1 protein-coding gene is annotated in these 1,689 nt (G+C 35.1%); it reads left to right on the top strand.

The features are described from left to right. The first annotated feature begins 111 nt into the window (after positions 1–111). Positions 112–1,581 (top strand): IS1182 family transposase, encoded by a 1,470-nt coding sequence (locus tag IE222_RS26160; RefSeq protein ID WP_191277310.1) that lies wholly within the window; start codon positions 112–114, stop codon positions 1,579–1,581. The last annotated feature ends 108 nt before the right edge of the window (positions 1,582–1,689 follow it).

The following is a 1,689-nucleotide window of genomic DNA, read 5'->3' as shown; positions in this document are numbered from 1 at the left end:
GAGGCCACTGAAAAAGTACACAATTTAAGCAGTTGGAAGGTGGTTTTTATCCACTTTTCAACTGCTTTCTGTTTTATAATAAAAAAATAATAAATTGTGGGTGGTATCCGAATGATTTCTAATCAAGAATCTTTTACTCTTAGTCCATATATAGCAATTTACGATCTTGTTGTCCCAAAAGATAATATGCTTCGCCAAATAAAAGAACTAGTGGATTTTTCATTCATTCTTGATGAATTAAAAGGGAAATATTGCCTTGATAACGGTCGGAATGCAGTGCCACCTATCCGGATGTTCAAGTATCTGTTATTAAAAACGATCTATGATTTGTCAGATGTAGATATCGTGGATCGTTCCAAATATGATATGTCGTTTAAATATTTCCTTGACATGGCACCGGAAGACCCAGTAATAGACTCAAGTTCCTTAACAAAATTTCGTAAACTTCGTCTTGAAAATATAGGCTTATTAGATTTACTTATCGGGAAGACAATTGAGATTGCGTTGGAAAAGGAAATCATAAAAAGTAAAACAATAATTGTGGACTCCACCCATACAAAGTCGCGTTATAACCAAAATTCACCAAAAGAGTTTTTGCAAGAGAAATCAAAAAGTCTTCGAAAAGCAGTTTATCAAATCAATGAATCGATGAAGGGAAAATTCCCTCCTAAATCAACTTCTGACGAAGTTGAAGATGAATTGAATTATTGTCATCAAGTTATTTCTGTTGTTGAGTCAGACCCAAAAGTAGCTTCTATTCCCAACGTTAAGGAAAGATTAAATGTCCTAAAAGAAGTGGTTGAGGATTACAAAGAACAAATGAGTCAAATGAACTGTTCTACAGATCCTGACGCACGGGTAGGTCATAAAACGGCAGACTCTTCATTTTTCGGATATAAAACACATATTGCAATGAGTGATGAAAGAATAATAACAGCTGCAGTGGTGACAACGGGGGAAAAAAGTGATGGGAAATATCTACAGGAGTTAATTGAAAAAATCCAAGCAACAGGAATGGAAATAAATACTGTCATTGGGGATACAGCCTATTCTGAAAAAAGCAATATTAGCTATGTGAAAGAACACCAACTCGAATTAATCTCCAAACTGCACCCCCATATAACACATGGAACACGGACAAGAGAGGATGAATTTGAATTTAATAAAGACGCTGGACTGTTTGTTTGTAAGGCGGGCCATATGGCGATTAAGAAAAAATATGAGGAAAGAAAAGGTCAAGACAAAAACCCAAGAATCAAGTTCTTTTTTGATATTGAGAAATGTAAATGTTGTCCTTTCCGAGAGGGGTGCTATAAAGAAGGAGCAAAAAGTAAGACGTACTCTATAACAATTAAATCAACAGAACATAAAGATCAAGAAGTATTTCAAGAAACCGCAAGATTTAAACAACTAGCAAAAACGCGCTATAAAATTGAAGCTAAAAATAGCGAACTTAAACATAGACACGGGTTTAAAACAGCAAAATCCTCGGGTCTATTTGGCATGGAAATTCAAGGGGCAACAGCGATATTCGCGGTGAATCTTAAGCGGATTCTAAAGCTTCTAAATGAAAAGGAGTAAAACAGGGAAGGAAAAAGGTGACATTTCGTCCAACTTTAGACGAAATGTCACCTTTTTATATAACCACAAATTGAATAAACATAAAAAAGAAAGTTTTTCAGTGGCCTC

This window comes from Neobacillus kokaensis, from assembly GCF_014656545.1.
Taxonomy (GTDB): Bacteria; Bacillota; Bacilli; order Bacillales; family Cytobacillaceae; genus Neobacillus; species Neobacillus kokaensis.
The sequence above is the reverse complement of the archived record's forward strand: the minus strand, read 5'-3'. Positions and strand labels throughout refer to the sequence as shown.

Bases quoted from the DNA above. Each gene is read 5' to 3' on its own strand.
- IE222_RS26160 (WP_191277310.1), top strand. From the start codon at position 112: ATGATTTCTAATCAAGAATCTTTTACTCTTAGTCCATATATAGCAATT.